At 38.8% G+C, this 24,444-nt stretch carries 28 protein-coding genes, 1 tRNA gene and 1 riboswitch; of the genes, 21 read left to right on the forward strand and 8 right to left on the reverse strand.

All coding sequences use genetic code 11. The features are described from left to right. Positions 1-59: 59 nt before the first annotated feature. A riboswitch (FMN riboswitch) is annotated at positions 60-176 on the forward strand. 98 nt (positions 177-274) lie between these two features. Then, the gene (locus HNQ43_RS03975) at positions 275-889 is read left to right on the forward strand and encodes an ECF transporter S component (protein WP_183375003.1); all 615 of its coding nucleotides are present in this window, start codon (positions 275-277) and stop codon (positions 887-889) included. A 91-nt stretch (positions 890-980) separates the two neighbouring features. Further along, positions 981-1,068, forward strand: a tRNA-Ser gene (locus HNQ43_RS03980). Between the two features lie 83 nt (positions 1,069-1,151). Here HNQ43_RS03980 and HNQ43_RS03985 read toward each other — a convergent pair. Beyond that, entirely contained in the window at positions 1,152-1,910 is a 759-nt protein-coding gene (locus tag HNQ43_RS03985; protein WP_183375005.1) for a hypothetical protein, read from the reverse strand. A 150-nt stretch (positions 1,911-2,060) separates the two neighbouring features. Between HNQ43_RS03985 and HNQ43_RS03990 the strand changes: the two genes are divergently transcribed. Continuing rightward, positions 2,061-2,597 carry a DnaJ domain-containing protein gene (locus HNQ43_RS03990; protein ID WP_183375007.1) on the forward strand — a complete coding sequence of 179 codons (537 nt, stop codon included), beginning with the start codon at positions 2,061-2,063 and terminating at the stop codon, positions 2,595-2,597. Here the strand turns inward: HNQ43_RS03990 and HNQ43_RS03995 are convergent. From HNQ43_RS03995 to HNQ43_RS04005, 3 genes are read right to left on the reverse strand one after another with little or no spacing between them, the layout of a single operon-like run. Continuing rightward, complete coding sequence (locus tag HNQ43_RS03995) at positions 2,594-3,439, reverse strand: DUF2238 domain-containing protein (RefSeq protein WP_183375009.1); 846 nt, start codon at positions 3,437-3,439, stop codon at positions 2,594-2,596. The genes HNQ43_RS03990 and HNQ43_RS03995 overlap by 4 nt on opposite strands. Continuing rightward, on the reverse strand, positions 3,432-4,178 hold the full coding sequence (locus HNQ43_RS04000; RefSeq protein ID WP_183375011.1) for a TrmH family RNA methyltransferase: 747 nt from the start codon (positions 4,176-4,178) through the stop codon (positions 3,432-3,434). Before HNQ43_RS04000 ends, HNQ43_RS03995 begins: the two co-directional genes overlap by 8 nt. Continuing rightward, positions 4,175-4,729: a hypothetical protein gene (locus HNQ43_RS04005; RefSeq protein WP_183375013.1), complete on the reverse strand. Its 555-nt coding sequence runs from the start codon at positions 4,727-4,729 to the stop codon at positions 4,175-4,177. Before HNQ43_RS04005 ends, HNQ43_RS04000 begins: the two co-directional genes overlap by 4 nt. A 79-nt stretch (positions 4,730-4,808) precedes the next feature. Between HNQ43_RS04005 and HNQ43_RS04010 the strand changes: the two genes are divergently transcribed. Genes HNQ43_RS04010 through HNQ43_RS04055 form a run of 10 tightly spaced genes read left to right on the forward strand, consistent with a single transcriptional unit; the run spans position 4,809 to position 14,501 of the window. Then, positions 4,809-5,795, forward strand: a complete 987-nt coding sequence (locus HNQ43_RS04010) for an FHA domain-containing protein (protein ID WP_183375014.1) — start codon at positions 4,809-4,811, stop codon at positions 5,793-5,795. Beyond that, positions 5,749-7,167, forward strand: coding sequence for a serine/threonine protein kinase (locus HNQ43_RS04015; protein ID WP_183375017.1), 1,419 nt, complete (start codon positions 5,749-5,751; stop codon positions 7,165-7,167). Before HNQ43_RS04010 ends, HNQ43_RS04015 begins: the two co-directional genes overlap by 47 nt. Then, positions 7,164-8,948, forward strand: a complete 1,785-nt coding sequence (locus tag HNQ43_RS04020) for a hypothetical protein (protein ID WP_183375019.1) — start codon at positions 7,164-7,166, stop codon at positions 8,946-8,948. Before HNQ43_RS04015 ends, HNQ43_RS04020 begins: the two co-directional genes overlap by 4 nt. Continuing rightward, positions 8,920-12,372: an FHA domain-containing protein gene (locus HNQ43_RS04025; RefSeq protein WP_183375021.1), complete on the forward strand. Its 3,453-nt coding sequence runs from the start codon at positions 8,920-8,922 to the stop codon at positions 12,370-12,372. Before HNQ43_RS04020 ends, HNQ43_RS04025 begins: the two co-directional genes overlap by 29 nt. Further along, entirely contained in the window at positions 12,369-12,605 is a 237-nt protein-coding gene (locus tag HNQ43_RS04030) for a hypothetical protein (RefSeq protein WP_183375023.1), read from the forward strand. The genes HNQ43_RS04025 and HNQ43_RS04030 overlap by 4 nt, the downstream gene beginning before the upstream one ends. Before the next feature lie 13 nt (positions 12,606-12,618). Continuing rightward, positions 12,619-12,912, forward strand: a complete 294-nt coding sequence (locus tag HNQ43_RS04035; RefSeq protein WP_183375025.1) for a WXG100 family type VII secretion target — start codon at positions 12,619-12,621, stop codon at positions 12,910-12,912. 12 nt (positions 12,913-12,924) lie between these two features. After that, positions 12,925-13,215, forward strand: coding sequence for a WXG100 family type VII secretion target (locus HNQ43_RS04040; RefSeq protein ID WP_183375032.1), 291 nt, complete (start codon positions 12,925-12,927; stop codon positions 13,213-13,215). Beyond that, positions 13,212-13,388, forward strand: a complete 177-nt coding sequence (locus HNQ43_RS04045; RefSeq protein WP_183375034.1) for a hypothetical protein — start codon at positions 13,212-13,214, stop codon at positions 13,386-13,388. Before HNQ43_RS04040 ends, HNQ43_RS04045 begins: the two co-directional genes overlap by 4 nt. Next, positions 13,378-14,193 carry a hypothetical protein gene (locus HNQ43_RS04050; RefSeq protein ID WP_183375036.1) on the forward strand — a complete coding sequence of 272 codons (816 nt, stop codon included), beginning with the start codon at positions 13,378-13,380 and terminating at the stop codon, positions 14,191-14,193. Before HNQ43_RS04045 ends, HNQ43_RS04050 begins: the two co-directional genes overlap by 11 nt. A 23-nt stretch (positions 14,194-14,216) precedes the next feature. Next, a complete protein-coding gene (locus tag HNQ43_RS04055) occupies positions 14,217-14,501 on the forward strand; it encodes a DUF4176 domain-containing protein (protein WP_183375038.1) in 285 nt (94 codons plus the stop codon). Here the strand turns inward: HNQ43_RS04055 and HNQ43_RS04060 are convergent. Both HNQ43_RS04060 and HNQ43_RS04065 read right to left on the reverse strand, forming a co-directional pair. Beyond that, positions 14,495-15,415: a peptidylprolyl isomerase PrsA family protein gene (locus HNQ43_RS04060; protein WP_183375040.1), complete on the reverse strand. Its 921-nt coding sequence runs from the start codon at positions 15,413-15,415 to the stop codon at positions 14,495-14,497. The two genes, HNQ43_RS04055 and HNQ43_RS04060, sit on opposite strands and share 7 nt — an antisense overlap. Continuing rightward, entirely contained in the window at positions 15,402-16,436 is a 1,035-nt protein-coding gene (locus HNQ43_RS04065) for a peptidylprolyl isomerase (protein WP_183375042.1), read from the reverse strand. The genes HNQ43_RS04060 and HNQ43_RS04065 overlap by 14 nt, the downstream gene beginning before the upstream one ends. Before the next feature lie 129 nt (positions 16,437-16,565). Here HNQ43_RS04065 and sufC point away from each other — a divergent pair, with 129 nt between their 5' ends. Genes sufC through HNQ43_RS04105 form a run of 8 tightly spaced genes read left to right on the forward strand, consistent with a single transcriptional unit; the run spans position 16,566 to position 23,424 of the window. Further along, positions 16,566-17,378, forward strand: a complete 813-nt coding sequence (sufC, locus tag HNQ43_RS04070; RefSeq protein WP_183375045.1) for a Fe-S cluster assembly ATPase SufC — start codon at positions 16,566-16,568, stop codon at positions 17,376-17,378. Positions 17,379-17,380: 2 nt separating this feature from the next. Next, entirely contained in the window at positions 17,381-18,178 is a 798-nt protein-coding gene (locus HNQ43_RS04075; protein WP_183375047.1) for a SufD family Fe-S cluster assembly protein, read from the forward strand. Then, complete coding sequence (locus HNQ43_RS04080) at positions 18,165-19,406, forward strand: aminotransferase class V-fold PLP-dependent enzyme (protein WP_183375049.1); 1,242 nt, start codon at positions 18,165-18,167, stop codon at positions 19,404-19,406. The genes HNQ43_RS04075 and HNQ43_RS04080 overlap by 14 nt, the downstream gene beginning before the upstream one ends. Before the next feature lie 13 nt (positions 19,407-19,419). Next, on the forward strand, positions 19,420-19,857 hold the full coding sequence (sufU, locus tag HNQ43_RS04085; RefSeq protein WP_183375051.1) for a Fe-S cluster assembly sulfur transfer protein SufU: 438 nt from the start codon (positions 19,420-19,422) through the stop codon (positions 19,855-19,857). Next, complete coding sequence (sufB, locus tag HNQ43_RS04090; RefSeq protein WP_183375053.1) at positions 19,857-21,257, forward strand: Fe-S cluster assembly protein SufB; 1,401 nt, start codon at positions 19,857-19,859, stop codon at positions 21,255-21,257. The genes sufU and sufB overlap by 1 nt, the downstream gene beginning before the upstream one ends. Further along, a complete protein-coding gene (locus HNQ43_RS04095) occupies positions 21,250-21,750 on the forward strand; it encodes a 5-formyltetrahydrofolate cyclo-ligase (RefSeq protein WP_183375055.1) in 501 nt (166 codons plus the stop codon). Before sufB ends, HNQ43_RS04095 begins: the two co-directional genes overlap by 8 nt. A gap of 1 nt (position 21,751) precedes the next feature. Next, positions 21,752-22,384: a GDSL-type esterase/lipase family protein gene (locus HNQ43_RS04100; protein ID WP_183375057.1), complete on the forward strand. Its 633-nt coding sequence runs from the start codon at positions 21,752-21,754 to the stop codon at positions 22,382-22,384. Beyond that, complete coding sequence (locus HNQ43_RS04105) at positions 22,381-23,424, forward strand: hypothetical protein (RefSeq protein ID WP_183375059.1); 1,044 nt, start codon at positions 22,381-22,383, stop codon at positions 23,422-23,424. Before HNQ43_RS04100 ends, HNQ43_RS04105 begins: the two co-directional genes overlap by 4 nt. On the opposite strand, the gene HNQ43_RS04110 is transcribed toward HNQ43_RS04105, so the two are convergent. Next, entirely contained in the window at positions 23,421-23,891 is a 471-nt protein-coding gene (locus tag HNQ43_RS04110) for an HD domain-containing protein (protein WP_244957034.1), read from the reverse strand. The genes HNQ43_RS04105 and HNQ43_RS04110 overlap by 4 nt on opposite strands. Positions 23,892-23,959: 68 nt before the next feature. Continuing rightward, complete coding sequence (locus HNQ43_RS04115; protein ID WP_183375061.1) at positions 23,960-24,172, reverse strand: cold-shock protein; 213 nt, start codon at positions 24,170-24,172, stop codon at positions 23,960-23,962. Positions 24,173-24,444: the final 272 nt, after the last annotated feature.

A 24,444-nucleotide genomic window follows, 5' to 3' on the forward strand; every position in this document is an offset into this window, starting at 1 on the left:
CTAAAAATTTCACAAACAAATTGACATCCCCACGAGGATGGTCTAGTATATGTACGTACAAAAAACTTCAGGGTCGGGTGGAATTCCCAATCGGCGGTTATACTCCGCGAGCCTTTAGGCAGGAACCGGTGTGATTCCGGTAGCGACAGTTACAGTCTGGATGGAAGAAGATTTTTTGAAATCCTTTTTTATCGTTTTTGTATCCTGAGAGGTTTTGTGACAAACCTCTTTTTCTTTTTGAAAAAGGGGGACTGATCGATAAGGAGGTTAATGTATGTCAACAGAATCGATTGTCCAGTCTAAAACATCTCGTGTGCAATGGATCGCAAAAGTTTCGATTTTATCTGCCGTTGCGTTTCTATTGATGCTCTTTGAGATTCCGCTGCCGTTTTTTCCGCCTTTTTACAAGTTAGGCTTTGATGAAGTGGCCGTTATGATCGGCGGCTTTGCGATGGGGCCTTTGGCCGGAGCGGTGATTGAAACACTCAAAATAGTTTTGAATCTTTTATTTCAGGGAACAGACACTGCCTGTGTTGGAGAGATATCTAATTTATTGATTGGATTATCGTTGGTTATCCCTAGTTCTATTTATTATCAACGTCACAAGACAAGAAAGGGTGCGTTGGTATCTCTTGTAATTGGTACTCTTTCTTTAGCGGTGATTGGATCGCTATCGAATTACTTTATTGCGTTGCCGGCATATTCTTATTTTTACGGATTGCCTATGGATGCAATCGTTGGTATGGGTACGGCTTTGTTTCCGCTAGTTTCCAACACCTTTACATTTGTATTGTTTATGACACTGCCTTTCAATATTTTAAAAGGTGTTATCGTCGGTATTATTGTATTTGTGCTGTATAAACGAATCTCACCTCTTCTGCATCGTTGATTTTCTAGGGTGAGAGATGTTCTCCTGCAGGGTTTATCCCTGCTTTTTTGTTTGACAGAAAAAGTATTCCTTAGTATTATATTTAGGCACTGGAGAGTTGTCCGAGCGGTTTAAGGTGCAGTCTTGGAAAGGCTGTGTGGTTAACGCCACCAAGGGTTCGAATCCCTTACTCTCCGCCATGAGTAGATAAGTCCTTTATTGAAAGGACTTTTTTTATGGCGTGATTGTTGAGAATAGAAAGCCTTTTTGGATTTTGAATCTCTTAAAATAAGATTTGATTTATCGAAGAAAGGCTGATGAAGACAAAAATAGCGATGATTAAGAAGATCAAAATGCCAGACACGACTTTCCAATCTTTTTTTGAAACGGTATTATTTATATCTTTTTCTGCTTGTTTACAGAGATCGATATATGCAAGCTGTTGTTCTTTATATTTATCGATCCTTTCTTTTTTAGACTCTTCTATACGTTGTTGTTTTTCTTCTGCTGATTCTTGTTTTGAGAGAATCAAATCAATTTTATAATGTTTATGATTTAAGTTTTGTCTTTTGAAAGTCCGGTCTTCTTGCAGGCATTTGGTTTCTCCTCCATATACAATAACGGATAAGGTGTCAAATTGTTGGTTGGTGTAAAGAGAAAATAAGCCTGTAGACTTTGTTTTTTCAATCATACCAACAGGTTTATGTTCTAAAATGAGAAGGAGCTGATCATTTTGGTATTTTAAATCAAATTTCGATTTTTCGTATTTTTTCATAAAACGATAGATCGTTTGGCCTTGTTTTTTATGAGATAGAATACTCCTAGAATCCAAATAAAAATCTGGATTTTCATTCTCTTCTTGAAATAAGTCTAAAGATTCTAAATGGGAAAGATATTGATCCAGATTTTGAATGGAGTAACATATCTTGGAAGAAACTTCTTCTGGTTCTATATAATAAGATACTGGCTTGATAGTTTTTTGGGGAATTTTCTTAGGCTTTAAAAATTGAGCCATAAAGGGAGAATTTGTTTTATTAGTCATGGATTTGCCTCTTTTTCTAGCTTCATTATAGGAAAAGTAAAGTAGGGATTCAATCAAAAAGGGATTTCTGTAATTGTGTGAAAATATAGAATTTTCATGACTTTTACATAAAAGATGTTAGAATACTCTGTATGAAAGGAATGTGTGTGTATGCGAGACCCTTATGAAGTGTTAGGTGTATCCCGTGATGCTTCCGCAGATGAAATAAAATCCGCTTACCGGAAACTTGCCAAAAAATATCACCCGGATCTTCATCCTGGAGATGAAGAATGTGCTAAAAAGATGCAAGAAGTCAATGCGGCTTACGATCAAATCACAAATCCAGAAAAGTATCGTTCTACTTATTCACAATATCAACAAGGACAATCCAATCCTTATGGAAATGCATATCAAGACCCTTTTAGCTTCTTCTATGATCAGCAATCCAATCAGGGCCCTTTTCAGAACACGCATTTTTATTACTATGGGCCTTTTGGGTTTGGTTCATCCAATGGATCTACGCAACGAAGAAGCAGCGGTTCGTTTTTGCGAAACTTTATTATTTTGATTTTTATCATTAATATGCTTTCGTATTGTTCGCGCTGGTATTATCCTATGTATTATTATTCTGGGGATTCCAGATCGGCTGAACAGACACAGGAAGAACAAAGAAATCAGTGGAATACAGAAAACAGCGTGGAAGCCTAATCGGATTCCACGCGATTTTTAATTTCCTGTTTTAGATAATCCTTGTCTTGCTCTTTCTTTTTGGGAATAAAATTTTGTATGAAGACAAATCGGTCTTGGTTTTTCACATAAAAGAAACTGCAGATGGAGAAGATTCCGGCACCTATAAAATTGACGAACAGATCTTCCATGGTATCGATAAGACCGATATCAATATATCCTTTTTCAGAAACTACCTCTTTGTTCAATGTGACTTCATGAATATCTTCCATGGTAAAACCAGGAATTGATTCATCTACTCCGGCTGAATGAATGGTCGTGATCAACGTATCTTTTTGTGTATCCATTTCAAAGAATCGGTCCATAGAAAACTCAAAGAATTCCCAAAGGACGCCAATTGTCATTGAAAAGGTAAAAGAGACAATAGCCATATAGATTGGTGAAAGAGTAAATTGAATCTTTTGACTGCGGTTGAGTAAGTTGACTGTAGAGAATCCAACAGCGGCACATACAAACCCGTTGATTGTATGTAGAATTGTATCCCAATAAGGAATCGAAAAATAATAGTTGTCGATTTCACCTAGGATTTCAGCGGCATAGATAAAGACTAAGATCAAAATCTCTAAAAAAATAGGCAGTTCAACTTTAAAAGTCAATTGCACAAAGCTGGGAACTAGAAATAAGAGCAACGTCAAAATGCATGTAAAGATATTTTCGTAGTTTCCTAACATAATTTGACGAATTAAAACCAATATAACAAGGAACCGCAGAATAGAATAGACCAAAAAGGAAGATCGGTGTTCTCGAACTTCTATTTTTAAGGCAGCAAAAAGACTCCTGAAATAAGTTTTTATTTTATGCATGATGGAATCGACTCCTTAATGTATACATCAAGATTCCTCCGGCAATCGCAACATTGAGACTTTCAAATTGTTCCATTTCGATTTTAATCAGGTCATCACAAAGATCCAGAAGTTCTGGATGAACTCCTTGTCCCTCATTGCCTAAAACAATTCCATAGGGCTCTTGAACGCGTACTTGGCTTAGAGGTACAGATTTTTGATGTAGACAAGTGCCCAAAATTCTCATTCCTTTTTTTTGATGGGCGGATATCACATTCTGGAGATTGTCTCGTTGGATGGGAATATGGAAAATGGCACCTTGAGAAGCTTGTAAAACTTTTGGATTATAAAAATCAACTGTATGCTCTGAACAGTAGATCTTATCAATTCCAAATGAAAAAGCGGTGCGTATTAGGGTTCCGGCATTTCCAGGATCTTGGATATCGTCCAGAATTAAGACTGCATTTTCTTGCACAGGATCTTGTTTTGGTTTTTTACATAGTCCAATGATCTTGGCTTGAGAGTTTTGGTTTGATAGTTTTTGTAAGACGGGAGCAGAACAGAAGGTTGTCCGATCTTCAAAAAACGGATTCATTCCTTCTAATAAAAAGACTTCCATTAGGCATTGGGCACGTTCTGCTTCTTCAATCATATGTGCACCTTCTACAAGAAAGAGTCCAGTATGGTCTCTTTCTTTTTTTGTATGAAGTTTACAAAGCTGTTTTAAGTTTTTGTTCTGTGTTGAGTTGATGATTTTCATGGCTCTATTGTAGCATGCCTTTTGGAAAATGCCACGTTAACTAGGATGAGGTTCACGAAGGTAGAAAAACTGATCTCGGTACTGGCCGTGATATGTCCCGGGATACAAAGGCAGAGAAAAGAGAATGCGAAGCTAGTCAATAATACTTTTTCCCAAAAAACGAGATCCTTTTTCCAGCCAAAGTAGGTAAGCCATTCTAGAACAAAAGCACCTACACTTAGAATAGCAAGCCAAACATGAAGATCCTGAATCCAAACAGAAGATTGAGGCACATAAGGAATCGTGCAGGAAAGCACCATACTTATACAGATGATCTGATGAAGTCTCTTTTTAAAAGGAAATAATGTTTTTTGCCAACAACGTAAAGATAGATCATAAAAACCAAAAGCACTTATACAAGCCCATAAGATCAAATAGACCGGATGGCCAAGAGTATTTCCAATGTAACTGAGGTTATCATAAAAAACATCGATCCAACAAAAGGGCAGCAGGTTGATTAAAGGATTGAAGACACAAAAAATAAACAAATAGATCCATCTCTTAATACTCATGAAAAAATTTTATCGTTTTTTTGTTTTTTTGTCATTGTCTACCGTATCTAATAGTGAGGTTACAAAGAGGTGAAACACTATGCAAGAATGGGTCCGCGTCATTTCAAGAACATCTTCGGCCTTGGACGTTGTTTTAAATCGTCCAGATCAATTAGATGTCAATATTTTCAAGAAGATGGCAGCGGATGATTATTGCCTGAAATCGATGCTTCATGATCCAAAGCGGGCCTTGATTCGATATTCTACACAAGACCTGGTCACTTTATCCGATTTTTTAGACCAAGTATCCTTTGAAAATGAAGATGGATATCTTTTCTTAAAGAATCTTTTCGAATGTGCGATAGCAGTCAATCGCAACAAACCTGTCTTATTCGATCCATCATTTGTTTTTGTTTCAGGATACGGGGATGCCTTTTTCTTTTTGGTTGTACCTTTGCGTCTGGAAGAATGGATGTTTCAAAAAGTCCAGATTCAGGAATGGGTCCAGTATCTTCGTGATCATTTTAAGACGACGACAGATTATGAGATTCCGGGATTTCTGGTTCGGTTTTTACAGGCAAAAGAGTTCTCTTTGCCCAACCTGGTCTTAGGGTTAGATCAATTAAAACGAACCTTTCATCCGAAACGGTCCATATTTTTCTGGAATCATAAAAAAGAGATCTTTCGTTTAAAAGAGCCAGTTCGCATTTTATACGATTCATCTGTTTTATGGCAAGACGAACCATTATCATCTCAAGATCAGACGCAGTTGATTGGCCATACCATTGATCAAGGGGCTTGTTTAGAGTCTCTGCAAGATAACCAGCGCTTCGAATTGCGCTTCGAGACTACTTTGATCGGTCGCTCCATCGCATCGGATATACGATTACCTGACGACTCTATTTCCTTAAAGCATGCCGAGATTCTTTGTGAGAATGACCGATACTATATCAAAGATCTGAAAAGTAAAAACGGTACTTATCTGAATGACAAAAAAGTGATTCGAAAGATGCGCCTCAAGGATCAAATGGTTATTTCTTTTGGAAGTTGTAGTTTCCGCTTTCATCAAGAAGATGCCGGATCGTGATCGTTACCGACTCTGTAAACATCTGTCTGATAAAAACAATCTGAAAGTCGATCTGGTCGAAGATCAAATGACAGGGAAACGTTACATAAAAAAATCATTGGACCGCTTACAATGTTCTCCTCTTTTTTATCACCAGTTCAAGATGGAAATCGATGTATTGTCTCAAATTCAAACTCCGTATATTCCGCAACTAGTCGATGTATGGGAAAATGATCATTTGATTGCGCTGATAGAGACATGGTTTGAAGGAGAAGACTTAAAATCATGGGCTCGAGCACATCGAAAAAGTTTGCGACGATGTCGCAAACACTTCGTTTTGGAACTGATGGACCTCTTGGGAAAACTTCATGAACAGGGATTTCTTTATATTGATCTAAAGCCGGAAAACCTGATTGTCGTACAAGAGCATCTTTGTTTGATCGATTTTAACGCTTGTATTCCAACGGGTTCTCATCGGGCAAGTTTAGGAACACAAAGATATATGGCTCCAGAGCTTTTGGATTCACGAAGAAAGGAGGAATCAGCAGATATCTACACGATAGGAGCTGTGTTTAAGCAATTCTTTCCATTAGGGCTCATACGGTTCTGGCTGTGGAAATGCAGACGAAAGGATCCGTTGAAGAGGTATGCTTCTATTTCTGAGGCTCGACATGGATTGAATCGGCTGTTATGGGGAAAAAGAATCGGAATTTTAATGATTTCAATCATTCTGTCTGTTTTCTTCTCCATGTTTCGATCTTTTACACCCGCAGATGTTGTTCAAGAATATGAAAAGGAATTTCTGGAATTACGAGGATCGCGTCCTATCAAGGCACAGGAGCTTTTATCAAAGTGGATTATCGATCAACGTTTTGAAACAGATGTTTTGAAAGATGCAGATGTAGCTTCATTTTTTTTAGATCAAGGGATCTTGAGCGGAAATGAAAACATTATTCAGTATCTGATGGATCATGTGCCCCAAAGAACCTTGGAGTCTCTTTCATTAGAGTCGCAACTGGCTGTTTTACGCTTTCAGGATCCTTTGACATATCCCAATATACAAAAGCTTTTGAAACAAATTGTTCAGGAACCTTCCGGATTAAATCAAGCTTATCATTTTTTACAATTCGAACAAGTTTTATTGGATAAAGAGATCATATTAGAGAAAGAAGAACGAAATCTGGTTAATGATCTGATTTCCTCTTGGAATCAAGAATTAGTTTTAAAGGAAAAAGAGAGTTTCTTAGAACTGACACTTGTTCATACGGAGTACATCCTGTTTTTAAGAACGCGGAATATAAAAGATTTAGATGTACCAGAGCTGTGGCTGCAAGAGTTTCAGAATGAAGAGATCGTAGAGATCTTTAAGGATTTGGACAGGAGGACAGCATGAAAAAGATACTATGCTTATTGTTTTGTCTCGGCTTGGGAATGCCAATGTCAGTGCTGGCTCAAGAAGACAAGCCACCACCCGTGGAAGTGAAAGAGGAGCCTGTTTTATCGGTATGGTGTAATCAAAGAGAGGTGCTAGATCATCTTGATCTGTATGACGAGAGTGTTTTAGAAGTATATGTCGAAGAGGATGTCCAGTCAGTTTCGGTATGGATCGATGAAAACCCTTATCTCTTTGAGATCGTTGATGGAACTTTTGAGATCCCGGTGGGGCTGGATAATCAAAAGATACAAATCGAAGTTATCAACGTCTTGGAAGAAACCTTTACAAAAGAAATCCGAGTACATGCATTATCCAATCTGGAAGCTCAGTTACAATTGGAAAAAACATACACATTAAAAGATACACATCAGATTGAGTTTGGATCGGTTTGTTTAGACAAAGTACAGGCAAAAATCTATGTCAATGATGAACTTACGCAGACCATCGACTGTCAGGGAAAAAAACAAGTTTCATTCACTTTGTCAAGATCTGGAAAGATACAAGTGAAACTGGAATATTTAGATTGCAAAGAACCGGTATTGATCAATGGTTCAGAATCGCTCATGTTTTTCTTTTCGTGTGAACAGCCAAAGATTCAAATTCTTTCTCAAACCACGATATCTAATCAAGACATTCCTATACAATTTATCGGGCCAGATTTTATTGAGAGGGTAGAGGTTCGAGTGGACGATGGACAATCCGTTCATACGTATACAACTTTAGAAGATCTAACGCTATTAAAAAGAGAGGGAGAAGCAGTCACATATAGAATTACAGTGAATGGCAACGATTTGTTTGGTCGATTCTTTTCACACGATCAAATTGTAACGATCGATGCCAAGAAACCATATTTAACTGTATTACATGGTGATCAAATCTTGCATCCTGGTACTTTGAATCTGTTCTCTCAGCGCTCAAGTTTGAACATGGTTTGGGATGAGCCAACGTCGACGAAGGTTTTTGCCTGGGTACAAGGAAAGCAAATTGAAATCGAAAATTTGAATTCTCTTTGGACTTCTTGGCCTGATTTTTCCGCTTTTTCTGTGTTGATTCAAGGGCAAGATCCAGTGGGAAATGTTTCGAACTATACATTTGATCTTCAAGTGATACCTCCGGTTTTGCCTACAACTCCGAAAACTCCGATTCAGGATACAATGGAAGAGTTGAAGTCAGAAAAGCAATCCGATGAAAAAGAAGAAAAAGAAATAGAAACAGTCAATACAAGTTGGATACCTGGAAATATACAAGATATTCAAAAAGTGCATAGAACATGGAAAATCAATGATTCTCAACAAGTGATATTAGAAAAACAAGAAAAAGAGATCGAAGATCATACGCGACCGTTGATTCAAGTCCGTGCAGGAAAAGATTGCGATCTTGCGAAACTTCAACTGCATGATCGCGTTCTTATCACTTTAGTCAATACACAGTCGTATTCGCAAGATCGATTTGTCGAGATTGTGATTAATGGGAAAAAAGCAGACCTGGATCTTTTAAAAAAAGATGTCTTAGGGAATGAATTTCTTGAGTTTGTAATTGAAGATCCAACGACGACGATCGAAGCAAAGGCGATTGACAATTCAGATAACATCACGACATTTTATAAAACTTTAAAAGTTATGGAAGAAAGACCATTCTCATGGCTGCCCATAATCGGGATTGGAACAATCGTTCTTATCGGAGCTGTGGTTTTGATCATTTTAAGAAAACATGATAAGAATCAAGATTTTGAAGGATGATCGTTGTCTGTTTCAGGAAGTGGATGAGGAACTTGTATACGAAAATCTCAAATTTCAAAAAGAACGAGAATCGATCTATGTGGTTTTACCGGATCAAAAGATTCGATTATCAAAAAAAGGAGCTCGAATTCAGGCGGAAGACCAAGAATGGATGATCCAACTGGCACCCAATCCAAATATTTGGAAATTGCTTCCTGTTTTTAAAAAGATAACTTTTGGCAGGGATTCGACATGCGATGTTTCTTTATCAGATCCAACGATTTCTAAAATCCATTTTGTATTGAGTCAGGATCATTTCCAGGATCTAGGCAGTACCAATGGTACATATATCAATGGGATTCGGAAAAAAGAATGTCGATTGAAACCGGGAGATCATATTGTGTTTGGCAATCAGGAATTGTATTGGTTTGATGAAGTGATGGTCACTGGTTTTTCCTGCAAGGGACAAATATCTGTCATTTCTTCTTTTTCAAAACCAGACATTCCTCATTTATCTACGGGTCTTGTCCCTTTGGCAAAATGGGATGTCGTAGAAACGGAGTTGGAAAGTCCTCAGAGTGTGACTCCTATCAAAAAAACAAAATGGTTTCAAGCCGTAGGCTCTTCTTTTTTGATTTTGATTTCCGGTTTATGCAGTGCCATTGTGATTTGGTTATGGATGCCTGAGCAGAAATCTTCTATGAATATGCTTTTGTTGAATTCCCTTTCTATGGGATTGGCCTTTGCCGGCTATGGTTTATGGAATCGACATGTAACTTTTAAAGATCAGCAGACGGATATCAAAAAGCAAGAAACGAAGTATTTAACATACTTAGAACAATTTCGATCGCAGATTGTCATGCAAAAACAAAAGATTGAACATATCATTCAACAGCAACTCCATTTTTATCAACTTGATCTGTCGAATTTCCAAAATCAGGCAGATTGTGATTTTGAACTTTGGATTGGTTATTTGGATGTTCCATGGCTTAAAGTGATGTATCGAAAGCCAAATTATCTGCAGGCTGATGAACCATTGTATCAAAGGCAAGCAAACTTAGTAGAAAGTTTATTAACTCCTATCAAGGTGCCCAGGGTGCTTCATCAGAATGAGTCTGTCTGTATCCACCCTTTATCGGAAGAGATGATTGAGTCTTTCTTTCTGCAGTGGGTTTTGCGCGGCTATCGAAAGGGTCGTAAATGGATTTGGATTGATTCCAAAATGAATCCTCATCATCCCTTTTTGATGCATCCTGGTTGTCGTATCAGCGGTCATTCGACTTTGGTTCGGGACAAAAAAGAATGGGAGTCCTTACAACAAAAGATCGATCCTAAAGATGAATTCATTTTCTTGATTCGAGAATCGTTTGTTGACCTTAGTTCTATTTCACAAAAGATCTGTATCACTGATGTCATAAAGGATCCACAAAGAGTTCTATCTCCTGAACACATCGCTTGGACTCGGCCTTCAAGGAAACTGTATCGTGAGGTCTGCTTGTTGCAGAATCAAAAAGAATTGTCTCAATCTATTCTGCCGGCCTTTCAGAAAACAGAGAAAAGTCACAATCGTCCCGATTTGAATGTGATATTAGGAATGACGCAAGATCATGAAAAAGTGCATTTGGATCTAAGTGAAACTCAACATGGGCCTCATGGATTTATTGCGGGAATGACCGGAAGCGGAAAGAGTGAATTATTAACCAATCTTTTATTACAGTTGGTCTCTTTGAATACTCCAAATGAGCTTCAATATCTGCTGATTGATTTCAAAGGTGGAGCTTTTGGACAGGCGTTTTATGAGTTTTCTCACTGTAAAGGATATCTGACGAATTTAGAAGTTGAAGAAGCTGCACGCTTTGGAATCAGCCTTCAGGCATTTTTGAGACAGCGACAAAAGAGACTTCAGATCTTTGCGAAGGATCATCCGGGGATGAAGGTTCATATCGATGCTTATAATAAAGTTTTTTTTGATCATCCAATGCCCCATGTTTTGGTGGTAATTGATGAAATGGCACAGCTGAAGATGATCCTTCCGGATTTTATGAGTCAACTCAAAGAAATCGCCCGTATCGGCAGGTCATTAGGGATTCATTGTCTGATGTCAACTCAAAAACCTATGGGTGTGATCGATGATCAAATTTGGGCTAATACAGGTTTTCGAATTTGTTTGCAGGTAGGATCGAAAATGGATTCCTACGAAGTCCTTCATCATGAGAAAGCGCAAGATCTGAAACTGCCTGGAGAATTTATCTTACAAGTACAAAATGAGTCAACCGAATGGAGAGGGAGAAGCTTTTATCTTCAAGAAAAGATCTATCGGTTTGCGGACGGCTATCGCGAAGTGGATGCCAAAGGAAAAACGATTGGTCAGTACCATCAAGATCGATGCACTGTATTTGAACATATTGCATCGACTATACCAAAATCAGACTCACAAAGAGACTGGATCGTTTGTCCTCTGGATCAGAACGCTTTTGAAAATGAAGAAATTGCTTTGATTGATTACTGTGAGACTTGTTCAATGTCTGCATGGATCCCTAGACCGCAAACAATTACACTGGTTTATTCATCTTTCTTTTCAGAAACGAAAGAATGGTTACGCAATTTTTGCGGATGGGTGAAGGAACCTGTATTTGGGATGGAACCAATATACCTTTCATTTTGTGATCAAGTTTTAAGCATGCATGAAGTTTGCCGCATTCACAGTTTCCAAAGTCAGTCTCTATGGCTGATTCCTGGAAATCAATTGACATTTGATCAGTTACAGCCTCTTCAAAATGCGATGTGTACTTGGATCGTTCTATTGGATACATGGGATCAGAAAGCAAAATCCTGGCTCTCTTTGGCTCATCATAGAATCTGTATTTCTTATCGGTCGGTCGATGAGATTCGAGAATTTTTTGGGTGCTATGTTCAAGTTAATGTCTCTTGCACGCATGAGATAGGTTTAATCTTGGAAAAGAAACAATTGCATAAAATTCTATTTCATCATTTTGAAGGGAATAGGATCAAAAGTAAAAATTCAAGTTTTTCATTAAAGGCAGTTGAACATGATTTTTATTTAGGTTTTGATCCAGTTCAACAAAAAGAAGTATTTTGGACTCAACAAAGAAAACTGGTTTTTGCCTATGTGCAGCCATCTCTGCAAGAAATACTTGAAAAAGAATATATTTCACGACTTAAACAGATGAATCTTGTGATTCAAAAGAATTCTTTAAAACCAGCAGATGTCTATTTATTTAATTTGTTGTCTCCTGGATTAGATCCGCAAAATCCAGAGTTTCTTTCATTGATTTATGATGCGGATATCGTATGGATGGGAAATGGATTGCGAGAATATGTGTATTTATTGAAACGCTCCATGCCTTTGGGTTTGCCGACGAATCGTATTGTCTGGATTGGCAATGAAGTCTTTTATTTAGAAGAAAAAGAAGAGGAAGTATGAATGAGTTTTTGTTGCATATTCGAATATTCGATCAAAGAAAAATGCACCATGTTTGGATCCGGGATGTCGTATTGGTTCGAACTTTTTTAGAAGATATCTCTTTATCTTGGGATCTTCCCAAAACGGAGTTTGACCACTTCTTTTATCATTTAGAAAATCACAGAGTTTTGGATCCTGAGTTGTCTTTTGGAGACAATGCCGTTATATCCGGAGATCATTTTATTTTAGTATAGGAGTGAAAGTTTAATGAAAATAACAGTCAACATTGAAGAAGTGGCACAAGGAGCTGCTTATCTGAAACAAAAATCTTCTCAATATCAGCAGATGATCGAACAAATCTATGCACGTATGCACCAAATGCAGGCAGTTTGGCACGGAAGTGATCATCAAGCTTTCATCAATCAATTAGATCAATTTCGACCTCATTTACAAAAATTGACCAATGTAATTGATGAATATGCTCAATACTTGTCTCAAAGTGCTCGTCTATATCAACAAGTTCAGGAAGATCGTGTTGCCAAGGCGAGAACGTTGGCATAAAGGAGGTCACATATGTCATCTTTACATATTTCTTCTCAGGAAGTTTTTGATTATGCCAATCAGTTAAAAACAATGAATCAAAATGTTCAGGCTTTGTTTCACGATATCCAAAAACGCATGCATCAGATCGAATCGATTTGGCAATCGCCTGCTTCTATGCGATTGATGGAGCAGTTTCAACAATTGGATCCCGTATTTCGTTCTTATGTAGAAGCCTTGGATCAATATGCAATCTTTTTAGATCAAACAGCACAGACTTATCAGGAAAATGAACAGATTCTTTCGCAAGGGATCCAGGTATGAATCAAAGCTTGAAGTGGTATTACGAAGAATTAGCACAATATGTCTTATGGGCAAAGCAGCGAATGGAACTGGGGGCGGAGCCTAGAGAAGGTGTCGCCCTGGCTCTTCAATTTTCAAAATTGTATCAAATGATCCAACTTCAGATCCAGGAGCTGATCATTGATGTCGATTGATACAGGGATTTATCGTGATGTTGCCCTGGGCCTGGCTTGTCGCAGAAAGGCTTTTGTTGAGAGTGCAAATTATTCGATCGTTCAACGTCATTCCCAGATCCAGAGCCTCGTCAATGGCCTCGTGAATCATTTGAATCAAAGCGCCAATGTATATGAAGCAGCTGAAAACAATCTATGGAATAGCGGCTATATATCAACCTACATCCAAAATGGAACTGTGCAGACCACTCATTATGAAAACTGGAATGCGGTTGCGCATTTGATGAAACAAGATAAAAAAACACATTTATCAGCAAGTGCTTCTTGGGCGTATAAAGAAGCTGGTGCAACCTTTCATATGCGCTATGCGAGTGTCGCTGCCCGTGCCAAGATCGGCGACTTTCAAGTCAAAGGGTCTTGTGAGCTTGGGCTTTGGAAAGACAAACAGTGGGATCCGCGCCTGGAAATAAATGCTAAAGCGCAGGCTTCGTTGTTGTCTGCGCAAATCAGCGGCCGGGTTGGTACGAATAATGTGTATGCTACGGCAAGCGCTAAAGGATCGGCAGGGACAATCTATGCAGAAGCAACTTGTGTTTTGAACAAAAATGAACAGACTTTAGAAGCAGGCATCGGAGCAGCAGCACTTAAAGGGGAGGCGAGCTTGGCATTTAATTTTTTTGGAGCTCGCATCACTCTAACAGCGGAAGGTTCCTTAGGAAGTGCCGAAGCTAAACTTTCTTATCATCATAAGAATCGTGAATGGGAGTTTGGAACAAAATTGGGATTTATTGCGGGTCTAGGTTTTAAGATCAATGTCAGCTATTAAACAAAGAAAGGAGTACGATGCGCATGAAAGAGCTGATGCCGATTGGAACCGTAGTCACCTTAAAAAACGGTACAAAAAAATTGATGATCGTCGGTCGATTACAAGCACAAAAAGACTCGTCTAAAGTGTATGATTATGCCGCTTGTCTTTGGCCGGAAGGAACGTTGGATTCACAACATTTTTATCTTTTTGATCAGGAAGATGTCCATCTTCTGTATCATATTGGGCTACAGAATGTTGAAGAATTTCAGTTCCGCAGTGTTCTTGATGAAGAAATGAAGAAACTAAAAGAGGAAGGTCGTTATTGACCTTCCTCTTCTGCTAATTCAGGGTGATTGACGATATATTCTGGATTTGTGGAACGAATGCTGTCGAAGATCTCTTGATCATGGAATTCTAAATTATGCTTCTTCATATAGTAAACCAAACAATCGTTATCAATTTGATCACTGTTGCGTAATGTTAAGTTTTCCTGAATTTTCTCTTTGTTTTCGTCATAATCCTTGCTAACGAGGATGGCGACATAATATGGACCATCTTCCGATTCGTCGTCGGTCATGACTTCGTCGACGATTCCAGCTTCATCTTGCGAATAGAGGGTGTTGATGACATATGTTGGTAAAGTTTCTTCCATTAATGTCGATACGACGATTTCTTCGTTAGAGAAGTTAGCGGATTCTCTAGAATAAGTATCCCATACGGTTGCTTCATCTTTTCCGTCTTGAAGGGCGCTCAGAGCATTTTTGGCATCTTCTCGAGTGTCACATTCCAAGATTTTGGCAATCGTCGGTTTATAAGTTTTAGTAATTTCTTCTTTTGCATCCGTGAAATATTGATCGAGGAGCTTTTCTTGTTGGATTGTAGGGATGATCACTTTTTCGATGTAATCATCTTTGTCTTTATACCCTGCTTCTTTTAAGCTTTCCTCATAATTGTCCACACTGGAAGCATTGGACTCGTATTGTTCTTCTGCTTCTTTCTGGATTTCTTCGGTTCTTCCAATTTCTTCATCCATGATAGCTTGTCGAACTAATTCAATCGTCAAAGTTGAACCATTTGCATTTTTGACAAGATCATACTCATCACCACGAGTCACAGTGGTTTCACCTACCGTAAATAAAACATCGGAAGCATTATTGATGGTTGCGGAATTGCTGCAGCCTCCTATAAGCATACAGGTACATCCAATAACCAAAAGTCCCTTTACTTTATTCGCTTTCATCACTATCATCTCCTAACTGCTGGGCCAGATAGTCTTCCAGCTTATTCTGTGTTTCTTCATCTTCGAATTGGATATCTAGATCTTTAGCATACTCTTCGACGATACGATAACTTAATGTTGAATCAGCATTTAATACTGCAGAAAGAATGCTGTTTGAAACAGTTTCATTTTTAGAATCCCAAATGGATTGAATATCAGTTTCATCAACATGGACACGATATAAACTAGATAAGCCAGTATTTGAATCAGTAACTGTAATCCAGTCACTGGTTTCTCCTTTGTCCAGATCTAAAGCAGCTTGCACAACGGTAGCATCTAAAGAATTTGACGAGCTGCTGGATAAAGCTCCCGTGTCAATGTAGCCATAGAATCCTTCATTAGAAGCTGTTGAGGTATCTTCTGAATATGCTGTTGCGGCATCCGCAAAGCTTTCGCTTTCTAAAGCTTTATCGATGTTATCCTTTTTCTTTTGTTCATCCTCGGTCAAAGAAGTAGGATCGGTGACACTCATGGAGATGATGGAAATCGTACGCGGATTGTTTTCTTTTAAAGGCTCGGTACACTCTTCAAAATGATCTTCAATATAATCACGCTGTAACTGTGCTTCTTTGACGGTCATCAGACAATAATCATAAAGCTGCTCATACCCCTTATAACCATACATAGCCAACTCTTGAGCAATCGAAGCTTCATAATTTGTAGTGCCGGAGCTATTCGAGTTGATTGCATCTTCTAATTCTTTTGCATCCGTTTCCATGTCCTCGGTTGCTTCAATGCTTTGTTCCACGACCTGATTCCGATATAAATTATAGATTAGAGAACTGTCAAATGGTGTTGAATAATCGTATAGATCTTGAGCCGTGATGGACTTTTCATCGATGCTTGCCAGAACTTCCTGACCATCTGCAGATGCCTTGCTGACATTATATTTAGTCTCATCATAAATGAAGTAAGAAATAAATGCGATGATGATAACGGCGATCACGACAACAAACCAGTTGTTTCTTAAAAATTCATTCATGTCGATCCTCCTTAAAAATCTTTCTCATTATAGCCAATAACGACTTAAAATGCAATGAATCTTCCAATCGTCTGAATTGAGATTTAAGGACTTATTTGTTACACTAGTACAGGAAAAGAGGAAAGAGAAATGACAGAACTCGTTATTAAGGATTTACATGTATCTGTAGAAGATAAAGAAATATTAAAAGGATTGGATTTGGTGGTTCGTTCTAACGAATGTCATGCTTTGATGGGGCCAAACGGAAACGGAAAGAGTACTTTGTTGGCAGCCATCATGGGAAATCCAAAATATACGATTACGCAAGGATCGATTACATTAGATGGAAAAGATGTCTTGTCCATGGAGGTGGACGAAAGAAGCCGTGAAGGGTTGTTTTTAGGAATGCAGTACCCTAGCGAGATCAGCGGAGTAACCAACTCTGATTTTTTGCGGTCTTGCATCAATGCACGGCAAGAATCTCCTATTAGTTTGTTTCGCTTTATCAAAGAAATGGATAAAGCTATCCAAAAATTAGAAATGAAACCCGATCTGGCACATCGGTTTTTAAATGACGGATTCTCGGGCGGAGAAAAGAAACGGAATGAAATCGTTCAAATGATGATGTTGAAACCATCGATCGCTATGTTAGATGAAATTGATTCAGGTTTAGATGTCGATGCCCTAAAAATCGTAAGCGAAGCGATCCATGACTGTCAAAAGGAGACAGGAGCCGGTCTTCTTGTAGTTTCTCACTATGCTCGGTTTTATGAGTATTTGAATCCGACTCATGCACATGTTTTGATTGATGGAAAGATCGTTGTATCTGGCGGCAAGGAACTGATAGAAAAAATTGACAGCCAAGGGTATGAATGGCTGGAAAAAGAATACCAGGTCTCTGCTCGAAAACAAGAACAGACCTCTCGCCCTTCCAGTATCGGTCTTTGCGGAGCGAAGCGATGATCATGGAAAAGCGATATAGCCAGTCTTTTAAGGAGACTTTGCATCTGGGCCAGGAAGAAAAATTAGAGGTGCAAATCGATTCAGGGCAAACGGGTTCTTTATTTTTGTCCTTAGATGAAGGAAGCCAAACCAAACAAGTTCATATTGTTTTGGCACCATATGCCCAATGTGATCTAATGGTTTATCATGCACAAAAGTCCCCAATTGAATTTGAATGCCAAATTGAACTTCAAAAAGAGGCAAAATGCCAGATGGGTTTTTTAGATATGGAAGAGGCTGCCTTTGATTTAAATTTAAAGGTTACGCTTTCTCAAGAAGGAGCTTTTTTTGATCTTTTGAGCGGACAATTAGGACAATCTGATCTGCAAAAACACAATACGATCGAGGTTCTTCACTTGGCAAAACATACAACTGGATTGATGCGCAATTTTGCGGTTCTCCTAGACCGGGCAGATTATCAAATGGTTGCCACTGGAAACATTAAAAAGGGGTGTAAAGAAGCCGCATCTCATCAAACAACGCGCGTTTTGACTCTAGGAAAGGATCATAAGGCCAAAGTTATCCCTTTATTGTTGATTGATGAAAACGATGTCAAAGCCAGTCATGCGCAAACGATTGGACAGCCGGATGAGGATCAATTATATTACTTGCGCTCTCGCGGCTTAACACATAGACAATCGATGGGGCTGTTGAGCATCGGTTATTTACTTCCTGTCTTAGATAGAATTAAAGATCAGGAATTGAAAAAAGAACTTCAACAGACGATGGAAAGCAAGGTGGGACTGTATGAAGATCGATGAGTGTCGGAAAGATTTTCCAATTTTACAACGGACGATGAATCATCGTCCTTTAGTCTATCTTGATAATGGCGCAACGACTCTGAAACCGCAACCTGTCATCGATGCAGTTATGCATTATTATACGTATTTAGGTGCCAATGCTCATCGCGGGGATTACGAAATGAGTGCTCAGGTTGATGCGGCTTACGAAGGGACTCGAAAGAAGACCGCGGCCTTTCTGAATGCACGATATCCAGAAGAGATTATTTTTAATTCAGGAAGTTCTGAGGGGTTGAACCAAGTAGCTTTGATGTTGTCAAATCAGCGCCTTCAAGCAGGTGATGTGATTTTGAGCGATGAAAGTGAACACGCCAGCAGCGTGTTGCCTTGGATCCATGCGAGCCAAAGCCGGAAGACCAAAGTCGAATATATTCCTTTAGATGAAGAAGGAAAGATCACGATTGAAAACTTTAAAAAAGCTTTGCATGAAAAGGTCAAGGTGGTTTGTCTGGCACAAGTCTCCAATGTTTTAGGCTTTGAGGCACCTATCAAAGAAATCACTAAGCTGGCCCATGAACATGATGCACTTGTAGTTGTGGATGGGGCGCAAAGCACACCTCATATCCCAATTGATGTTCAAGATTTGGATGTGGACTTTTTTGCCTTCAGCGCACATAAGATGTGCGGACCTACAGGGGTGGGCGTACTTTACGGGAAAAAAGAATTATTGGATGCCTTGGATCCTGTTTACTACGGAGGCGAAAGCAATGCTCGTTTTGATCGCAGCGGAACATTGATCTTAAAAGAGACACCTTTAAAATATGAAAGCGGTACACAGCCAATTGAAGGTGTTCTTGGATTAGGTGCCGCCATCGATTATATTCAGTCAATTGGAAAAGATGTGATTCATGCCCATGAATGGGAATTGAAACAATACTTTTTAGAAAAAGCGAAGTCTTTAAAGACCATTCATTTTTATAATGAACATGCCCAAAGCGGAATTTGTACATTCAATGTTTTTGATAAAGGCCAAATGATCCCGGCGCAAGATGTGGCGAGCTTTCTGAATACGAAAGGGATTGCAGTTCGCTCTGGAACTCATTGTGCTAAGATGCTGGTCGATGTCCTGCAGGTTCCTGGAACTTGTCGTGCCAGTTTTTATATTTATAACACGAAAGAAGAAGTAGATCAGCTGGTGTCAGCTCTTCAGGAAGCCACACTGGAAAATTGTATTGGAATCTTTTTTTAAAGGGGGCTAAAACATGAGTGAAATTGATCCAAACTTGTTGCGAGATATTATTATGGATCATTATCAATATCCGCGAAATCATCATTTAAGCGATGAGCCATCGTACCAATCGAAACATATGGCTAGCGAATCTTGTATTGACGATATTACGGTACAAGTTAAATTCGATCAAGATCGTATTGAAGATGTGCGTTTTGACGGACAGGCTTGTACGATCTCTACGGCCAGCACTAGTATTATGAGTGAATTGGTTAAAGGAAAGACAAAGGAAGAGGCTGTTGAGATCATTCGGAATTATTTCTCGATGATCGATCAAAAAGAGTATGACGAAGATCTTTTGGAAGAAGCAATTGCCTTTCAAAATGTGGGTAAACAAGCCAATCGAATCAATTGCGCTACGATTGGCTGGAAAGCCTTACGTGATATGATCAAAGAAAGCGAAGGAAAGTAATGGAAGAAAAAAATCTAAAATTATCCAATGAATATGAATATGGCTTTCATGATGAAGACACCAGTGTTTTCAAAACACAAAAAGGATTGAATGAAGATGTGGTTCGAACGATAAGTTCTATTAAAAAAGAACCAGAATGGATGTTGGATCTTCGCTTAAAAGCATATCAATCCTTTGTAGAACAAAAAAATCCGAACTGGGGTCCAGATTTGAGTCATATTGATTTCGATGAATATACATATTATATCAAGCCAAGCGATAAACAAGAGAAATCCTGGGATGAAGTTCCTGATACGATTCGTAATACGTTTGATAAATTGGGAATACCGGAAGCAGAACAAAAATTTTTAGCGGGCGTCAGTACGCAATACGAGAGCGAAGTCGTATATCACAATATGTTGGATGAGGTTCAAAAGAAAGGTGTCTTATTTTTTGATACCGATACTGCCTTGCGAGAATGCCCGGAGCTCGTCAAAGAGTATTTTGGCAAGATCGTTCCGTATACAGATAATAAATATGCTGCTTTAAATACGGCGGTTTGGTCCGGGGGCTCTTTCATCTATGTTCCTAAAGGAGTGACTTTGGAAAAACCGTTGCAGTCATATTTCCGTATCAATTCCATGAGCATGGGACAGTTTGAAAGAACCTTGATCATCGTGGATGAGGGAGCCGATGTGCATTATGTTGAAGGGTGTACAGCTCCGATTTACTCCAAGGATTCTTTACATGCAGCAGTCGTAGAGATCTATGTACATAAAAATGCCCGCTGTCGCTATAGTACAGTTCAAAACTGGTCAAACAATATCATAAACTTGGTGACTAAACGCGCTATAGTTTATGAAAACGGACATATGGAATGGATAGATGGAAATATTGGTTCGCATATCAATATGAAATATCCTGCTTGTATCTTGGCAGAACCTTATGCAAAAGGAACGACCGTTTCGATTGCTGTTGGAAGTAAAGGACAGAAGCAAGATGCTGGAAGCAAAATGATCCATTTAGCGCCACACACCACGAGCAATATTATTTCCAAATCGGTGGCACGACAGGGCGGAGAAGTGAACTATCGCGGATGGGTCAAGCATTCTAAAAAAGCGGCCTATGCTAAAAGCAAAGTGGAATGCGATACTTTGATTCTGGATGAGATGTCTCGCAGCGATACGATTCCATTGAATTTCTCGGAAAATGATACCTCACAGATTGAGCATGAAGCGACCGTTTCAAATATCAGCGAGGAACAACTGTTCTATTTGATGAGCCGCGGTTTGACAAAATCACAGGCAACGGAAATGATCGTCATGGGCTTTTTAGAACCATTTACCAGAGAATTACCAATGGAATATGCTGTGGAACTTAACCAGATGTTGAAATTAGATATGAGTGATTCCATTGGATAGAGCACAGTGTATTCAAAATAGAAAGGCATTGACCCCCTTGCAAAGAAGACAAAAGGAAGAGGCAATTGTTACTCAACTTTTGCCTTTTTTAAAAGGGAATATCGGTCTTTATGTTCCAATTCAAGGTGAAGTGGATGTTTTCACTCCTTTACTTTCGTATCCAAATTTATATTTACCCAAAGTTACAGGTCCAGAGTCCATGAATTTTTGTCGGTATCAGGGGGAATTGGAAGAAGGAGCTTATCATGTTAAAGAACCTGCCGGACAGGCTTGTCGGCCAAAAGATTTGGATGTGATCATCGTTCCGATGACCGGCTTTTGCGGTTTTCATCGCAAAGGATATGGAAAAGGGTATTATGATCGGTTCTTAAAGCAGACAAAAGCCTTAAAAATCGGAGTGGCCTTTGATTGTCAAGAAATGATCTTTAAGAAAGAAGAACACGACGTGGATATGGATGTTTTGATCACGGAGACACAATGCAGGAGGAAATAAGATGCGAATTCTTTTTTATGGTGACAGCAATACATGGGGGTTTAACGCCCAAACTGGCATGCGGTTCGAAAACCGATTTACAGCGCTTTTACAAAAACGAATGCCTCACGATACAATTATTGAATGTGGCTTGTGCGGACGGACAATTTGCCATGATGATCCTTATGCCTTGGAACAAAGAAATGGCGCCAAGACGATCGCGATGGAATTAAAGACGCATGTTCCTCTCGATTTGGTCGTAATCATGTTAGGGACCAACGATGCCAAAAGACACTATGGAACCAATGCTTTATTTTCTGCAGAAAAGGGGATGGATATTCTTCTGCACGAGGCCTTGGATCTCAATAATTTTAAACACGCTGAAAAAATCCCTCGGTTTTTGGTGTTGTGTCCCCCGAAGATGCATCCGGATTATCAGAAAAATATTCGAACTTTGACAAATTTTGGTCAAGAGGGTTATCAGATGATTGAAACCATGGCTTTACAACTTCAACCTGTCTGTCAAAAATGGAAGGTAGATTTTAAGGAATTGGATAATATCATCGCCGGTTCATTTGATGGACTGCATCTAGATGAAACAGGACATCAAAAAATAGCCGAGCAATTGTTATTGATTTTGGAGGATTATCGATGAGTGCTCTAGAGAACGCAAAACGATTCTGGAAAGATTTTTCGAAACGTGAGCCAGAAATCAAAAAAGCTTTGATCAATGAAGATTATGAAAAATGCCAAGAATTGATCCTGGATCTGGATGAGTATGCTTATGCACATTTTGGCTGCCATTTCTTTGTGGATAATGCTTACTCTGATTTTGAAATGACATGGGATACAGGTCCGAATAAAACAACACAGTATCTCGCATCGATGGTTTGTGAAACGGCACCTGTATCGATTCAAAAATCTTGGATATTGCAGCCCTTTTTACCGCCTTTATCTCAAAAAGCAATCCAGGCACAGGTGCAGATTAAAGATGAGATCTATTCTTTAACGGATTTTCTTTTATTTTATGAACCTCAGGAAGCACAAAATACTTGGAAGTGCTGGATCTATTGTCCGGGCTTTTCTTTGATTCCTAATGCAGAGAATAAACGGGAAATGTCAATCTATCTACTTGAGATGGCTTTAGGACAGTGTGCTTATGAAGCGTATGTGGGTGAGGTGGATTCTTTGGATGCACCTGATCCTAATAGAGCATTCTGTAATCTGGTTGATGCGTATGAAACCTTTATGGATCAGGTAGAAAAAAAAGGCTGGAAGACCTATTCTTCTCCTTTGGATATCTACAGTGTTTATCAACCGATCAAAGAGATTGCGGATGATTCTTTTCGTAAAGATATGAAGTTTCTCTTTACGACCCATCCTTTATTTACGGAGGATACAATCGAAGGCAATAGCGATGTTTTAAAGGATTTGGAAGCAAAAGAGGGAGAATTTGGAACAATATACTATGGAAATCTTTTTGGATCACGAGAAGATGCTTTATTCCGTCAACAGCTTTCGATGCAGTTGGGAAAGGCATTTACACCTTATGCGAAAGTGATTGCAGGATCGATAGGAAAGAGTTTCTCTTATATTGATGTGATTGTTTTTGATCGCGAGCAATTCAATCTTGGGCTTCAGAAGATACAAAAAAAGCTCGACAAACAAGTCAAGCTCTATTATCAAAAATTTTAATCGTTGATATCAGCCAGCGAGTCAATCAAACGTTGTTTACGGATGCCGGTCAAAGGCTTGGTGGGATCTTCTAGAAAACGAGCCAGAATATCGGCATCTTTTAAACATTCACAAAGTGGAGAATCAAACTGATCTTTCCTGGAATGCTGTGCAATCGCAAAACAGATATCATCGATCTCAATTACTTTATAATTTTTTGCTTGGGCCAGATACTGATGGGCATACAGACTGGAGAGCCTGGCGTGCTCACTGTGTTTGCAGTTATCGATGTATTGTGCATAGTCATGAAACAAGGCTGCAATTTTTGCTCTTTCTAGAGGAATGCTTCGAGTGATAGCAAGAAGCGTTATACAAGTATCGACCATCGAGGTGTGGGTGATTGCAGCAATTCGTAAAGATTCATTGGCAATGCGGGCATATTGTTCATAGACGTATGCCTTGACAGTTTCATAACGATTCAGTTCCATATTTTTCATTATACTATAACTTAAAGAAAAAAAGCGCTTGTGTAGCGCTTTTTTTAGACAATTACGATCTAAGCGGCTTCGTCGACTACGGTTACATCGCTAGCTTGTTTTCCACGATCACTTTCAATGACGTTGTAAGTAACTGTCTGACCTTCGTCAAGAGTTTTAAATCCTTCAGCGTTGATTGATGAGTAATGAACAAAAACGTCTTTGCCATCTTCACCGGTGATGAATCCATACCCTTTTTCGGCATTAAACCATTTTACCTTACCTGTGTTCATGATGTCCTCCTGAATCACTATCTTCTGTTGTTAACTGGGGGTATGCCGTATTCATACTCGCAATCACTCAAGACGATATCGTGATTTACATTTTGATTGTAACACTCGTAGACCATTTTGTCCATTTTTTACCCGAAATCGATATCTTATACTAGTATATAAATTTTACGTTTTCTTTAAAGCGTTTTTACAAGATAAAGAAAATCAACGGATGTATTTTCTTTGTTTTTGATAACACAATATTTCAGTTTTGTTGTATCATAAAAGTAATG

This window comes from Faecalicoccus acidiformans (genome assembly GCF_014202635.1).
Classification (GTDB): Bacteria; Bacillota_I; Bacilli_A; order Erysipelotrichales; family Erysipelotrichaceae; genus Faecalicoccus; species Faecalicoccus acidiformans.